Origin of the sequence: Microbacterium sp. 13-71-7 (assembly GCF_002257455.1) — a bacterium.
Lineage (GTDB): Bacteria > Actinomycetota > Actinomycetes > Actinomycetales > Microbacteriaceae > Microbacterium.
Genome location: NZ_NCKN01000287.1, coordinates 1 through 4,414, shown reverse-complemented (window position 1 = coordinate 4,414; position 4,414 = coordinate 1). Strand labels below are relative to the sequence as shown.

The following is a 4,414-nucleotide window of genomic DNA, read 5'->3' as shown; positions in this document are numbered from 1 at the left end:
CGCGGCGCGGCAGGCCGCGATCGGGGCGGGCATCGGATGGGACGTGCCGTCCCACTCCGTCAACAAGGTGTGCCTGTCAGGGCTCACGGCCATCATCGATGCCGCGCGGATGATCCGCACCGGAGACGCCCTCACGGTGGTCGCCGCCGGCATGGAGTCGATGACGCGGGCGCCCCACTTGATGATGGGCTCCCGCGACGGCTGGGCCTACGGATCCGTCGAGGTGCTCGACCACATGGCGTACGACGGTCTCACCGACGCCTACGACAAGGAGAGCATGGGGGCGTCGACCGAGCGGCACAACCCGCGCTTCGGACTCACTCGCGAGGCGCAGGACGAGGTCGCCGCGCGGTCGCACCAGCGTGCGGCTGCGGCGCGCGACGCGGGCGTGTTCGAGGGCGAGATCGTGCCGGTCAGCGTGCCCCAGCGGCGCGGCGAGCCGGTGGTCCTGACCTCGGACGAGGGCATCAGGCCCGAAACGACCGTCGATACGCTCGCGGGTCTGCGACCGGCCTTCGCCGAGGGCGGCTCCATCACGGCGGGCAACTCCTCGCAGATCTCGGACGGGGCCTCTGCGGTCGTCGTCACCACGCGTGCCAACGCCGAGTCCCAGGGCTGGCCCGTGCTCGTCACGGTCGGAGCCAGCGGACAGACCGCCGGCCCGGACAACTCCCTCCAGGAGCAGCCGGCGAACGCCATCCAGCGGGCGCTGGACAAGCAGGGCATCACGGCCGCGGACCTGGATCTGGTCGAGATCAACGAGGCGTTCGGGGCCGTGGTCGCGCGCTCCGAGGCCGTGCTCGGCCTGGATCCGGAGATCGTCAACGTGCACGGCGGGGGGATCGCGATCGGGCACCCGATCGGTGCGAGCGGCAACCGCCTGGCGGTGCACATGGCGCATGAGCTGGTGCGTCGGGGCTCCGGCACCGCGGTGGTCGCGCTCTGCGGCGGCGGCGGTCAGGGCGAAGCCCTCATCCTCACGCGCTGAGGTGGAACGCGCGGGGGCTGAGCCTTCGAGCACCGCTCCCGTCGCGAAAGATGTCGCTCAGCCTCGCTCAGAGCGGCATCTTCTGCGACGGGAGCGGCCTAGGGCGCTCCCGTAAGATCGGCGCATGACGACGATCCGGGCTCTGACGGCGGCCGACCGCGACGACTGGCTGCCGCTCTGGCAGGCGTACCTCACGTTCTACGAGTCGGTGCTCGCCGACGACGTCACCGCATCGACGTTCGCGACCATCGTGGATCCGGCAGGAGCCATCCAGGGGGCGATCGCCCGCGACGACGACGGCCGCGCGGTCGGGATCGTGCACTGGTTCGCGCATCCGGCCACGTGGTCGAAGACCGGCTACACCTATCTCGAGGACCTGTTCGTGGATCCGTCCGTCCGCGGAGGCGGTGTCGGTCGCGCGCTGATCGCACACGTCACGGACGCGGCGCGCGCCGCGGGCAGCGACAAGGTCTACTGGCTCACCGCGGAGGGCAACGCCACTGCGAGGGCGCTCTACGACCGGGTCGCGGAGCGCAGCGGCTTCATCCATTACCAGATCGACCTCGGCTGAGGATCGCGGGCCTGCCCGGTCCCTGATCCTGCGCGATCCAGTCCCTGAGCCTGTAGAAGGGACGCGCCGGGTCAGGCCTTGTCGGCCTTGCGCTGCGCCTTGAGCTCGGCCTTGAGCTCCTTCTTCGCGCGCTTGTACTGCACGGGGGCGACGGGGGAGTCGTAGGAGACGCTCTCGCCGCGCTCGTCCCGGCGGTAGTCGACGATCGCGCCGACGGCGAGGGCGATCGTGATGCCCCAGCTCAGCCACGCCAGCACGGCGCGCCAGGTGATCGGTGCGTCCCGCGTGCCGCGCAGCAGCGCGATCCCGCTGGTGATCGCGCCGAACAGACCGCTCGCGAAGAGGTAGTTGCGCATGGGAACGAGTCTAACCAGGGCGGATCGGCACCCGCGGGATCCACCGCCCGCAGAATCGTCCGGCTCGGTACACTGGGCCGATCACCGTTGTGCATTACCGGCCGCCGGCTCTTCCGGCGGAAAGCGGCGGCACCTGACTGCGTCCCCCTCGTGCGGCGACGCCAGAGACCTGTTCCGCCATGACCACTTCGCACACCTCGTCCGTCCCCGCCGTCCCCAGCCTGCTCCGCAGGGTCGGGATGCCCTATTTCGTCATCGCCTTCATCGCCCGGCTGCCGTTCGCGATGATGGTCGTCGGCGTGCTCACCGTCGTCGTCGCGGCGCGCGAGTCGGTGGCCCTCGGCGGGCTCACGTCCGCCGCCGTCGGCATCGGCACCGCGTGCTTCGGCCCGCTGCTGGGCGCCGCCGCCGATCGCCGCGGCCAGCGGATCGTCCTCGCCGTCGTCGCGGTCGCCAACGCCGCGGCCCTCATCGGGTTCACCCTCGTCGTGTACTCCTCGGCACCCGAGTCGTTCGTGCTGCTGAGCGCGTTCGCGATCGGCGCGACCGCCCCGCAGGTCTCCCCGATGTCGCGGTCGCGGCTGGTCACGATCATCGCCGAGCGCGTGCCGGCCGACCGCAGGGCGCGCACCACGTCGTCGACGATGTCCTACGAGTCCGCAGCCGACGAGACCGTGTTCGTGTTCGGGCCGTTCCTCGTGGGCGTGCTCGCCACCGCGATCGCCCCGTGGATGCCGCTGGTCATCGCCGCGGGCCTGATCCTGGTCTTCGTGGGCGCCTTCGCGCTGCACCCGACGGCCGCCCACGTCTCCGCACAGCGCGGCGCCGACGGCCGCGCCACCTCGCAGGTCTCCGAGCTGTTCCGTCCGAAGCTGCTCATCGTGGTGCTGGGCATGCTCGGCGTGGGCGTGTTCTTCGGCGCGATGCTCACCTCGCTCACCGCGTTCATGACCGAGCACGGCCGTCCGGAGGAGGCGGGGCTGCTCTACGGAGCCCTCGGCGTCGGATCCGCGATCCTCGCCCTCGGCGTCGCCTTCCTGCCCGCGCGCTTCTCCCTGCCCGCCCGCTGGCTGCTGTTCGCGGGCATCCTCTTCGGCGGCAGCCTCGGGCTGCTCTGGGTGCACGATCCCCTCGCCATGCTGATCGCGCTCGCCGTGATGGGGTGCGGGATCGGCCCCACGCTGGTGACCCAGTTCAGCCTGGGCGCCGCGTTCGGGCCCGCGGATCGGTCGGCCACCGTCATGACGATGCTCGGATCCGCCATGGTGGTCGGGCAGGCCATCGGCGCCGTGACGACGGGCCAGGTCGCCGACGCGGCGGGAGCGCAGGCATCGCTCCTTCTGCCCGTCTGCGCGGCGGCTCTGGTGCTGCTCGCCGGGGTCGTGAACGCGGTGCTCGCCCGGCGGGGACGCGCCGCTTCCTGGACGGGGACCACGCCGACGCACCTCGTGTGACTAGCCTGGAGGAGGCATCCCCCGCTGCCGTGAGGAGCGTTCCCATGACATCGTCCACCCCCACCGCCTCGTTCGTGATCGTCGCGAACCGGCTGCCGGTCGACCGCGTGCCGGGCCCCGACGGCGAGGTGATCTGGCGTCGCTCACCGGGCGGGCTCGTGGCCGCCCTCGAACCCGTGATGCAGTCCGTCGACGGTGCCTGGGTGGGCTGGGCCGGGCAGCCGGACGTGGAGCTGAAGCCGTTCACCGAGGACGGCATCCGGCTTCTGCCCGTGACCCTCTCGGCGCAGGACGTCGAGGAGTACTACGAGGGCTTCGCGAACGACACGATCTGGCCGCTCTACCACGACGTGATCTCGTCCCCGCAGTACCACCGCGAGTGGTGGGACGCATACGTGCGCGTGAACCGCCGGTTCGCGGAGCGCGCCGCGAGCGCGGTCGCCGAGGGCGGCACGGTGTGGGTGCACGACTACCAGCTGCAGCTCGTGCCGGCGATGCTTCGCGAACGCCGGCCCGATGTCACGATCGGCTACTTCCACCACATCCCGTTCCCCGCACACGGGCTCTACGCCCAGCTTCCCTGGCGCGATCAGGTGCTGCAGGGCCTGCTCGGCGCCGACGTCGTCGGGTTCCAGCGCGCGCAGGATGCGACGAACTTCCTCACCGCGGTGCGCCGGCGGCTGCGGCTCGACGTCAAGGGCTCGACGGTCTCCGTGCCCTATGGCGGCCCGCGCACGGCGGTCGCCCGCGCCTTCCCGATCTCGATCGGCACCACGCCGTACACCGATCTGGCCGCCCGCCCCGACGTGCGCGCCCGCGCCGCGGAGATCCGCGAGGGGCTCGGCAACCCGAGGAAGATCCTGCTCGGCGTAGACCGCCTCGACTACACCAAAGGCATTCGGCACCGCATCAAGGCGTTCGGCGAGCTGCTGGACGAAGGCAGGATCTCCGTCGAGGACGTCACGCTCGTGCAGGTCGCCAGCCCCAGCCGCGAGCGGGTGGACGCCTACGTGCAGCTGCGCGACGAGATCGAGCTTGCCGTGGC

General features: G+C 71.5%; 5 protein-coding genes. 4 read left to right on the top strand and 1 reads right to left on the bottom strand.

Annotated features, from left to right (window positions below; translation table 11 throughout):
• Nucleotides 1–988: acetyl-CoA C-acyltransferase (locus B7X32_RS18835; RefSeq protein ID WP_292723209.1), on the top strand; the 988-nt coding region annotated here is incomplete at its 5' end.
• Between the two features lie 124 nt (nt 989–1,112).
• Nucleotides 1,113–1,559: a GNAT family N-acetyltransferase gene (locus tag B7X32_RS18830; RefSeq protein WP_292723206.1), complete on the top strand. Its 447-nt coding sequence runs from the start codon at nt 1,113–1,115 to the stop codon at nt 1,557–1,559.
• Nucleotides 1,560–1,630: 71 nt separating this feature from the next.
• Here the strand turns inward: B7X32_RS18830 and B7X32_RS18825 are convergent, their stop codons facing one another.
• Nucleotides 1,631–1,915, bottom strand: a complete 285-nt coding sequence (locus B7X32_RS18825) for a hypothetical protein (RefSeq protein WP_292723204.1) — start codon at nt 1,913–1,915, stop codon at nt 1,631–1,633.
• Nucleotides 1,916–2,094: 179 nt separating this feature from the next.
• Between B7X32_RS18825 and B7X32_RS18820 the strand changes: the two genes are divergently transcribed.
• Both B7X32_RS18820 and B7X32_RS18815 read left to right on the top strand, forming a co-directional pair.
• Nucleotides 2,095–3,369: an MFS transporter gene (locus tag B7X32_RS18820; RefSeq protein WP_292723201.1), complete on the top strand. Its 1,275-nt coding sequence runs from the start codon at nt 2,095–2,097 to the stop codon at nt 3,367–3,369.
• A 44-nt stretch (nt 3,370–3,413) separates the two neighbouring features.
• Nucleotides 3,414–4,414 (top strand): trehalose-6-phosphate synthase (locus B7X32_RS18815; RefSeq protein WP_292723198.1); only part of this gene is annotated, 1,001 nt, incomplete at its 3' end.

Coding starts and splice junctions, on each gene's coding strand:
- B7X32_RS18820 (WP_292723201.1), top strand. CDS start 2,095: ATGACCACTTCGCACACCTCGTCCGTCCCCGCCGTCCCCAGCCTGCTC.
- B7X32_RS18830 (WP_292723206.1), top strand. CDS start 1,113: ATGACGACGATCCGGGCTCTGACGGCGGCCGACCGCGACGACTGGCTG.
- B7X32_RS18825 (WP_292723204.1), bottom strand. CDS start 1,915: ATGCGCAACTACCTCTTCGCGAGCGGTCTGTTCGGCGCGATCACCAGC.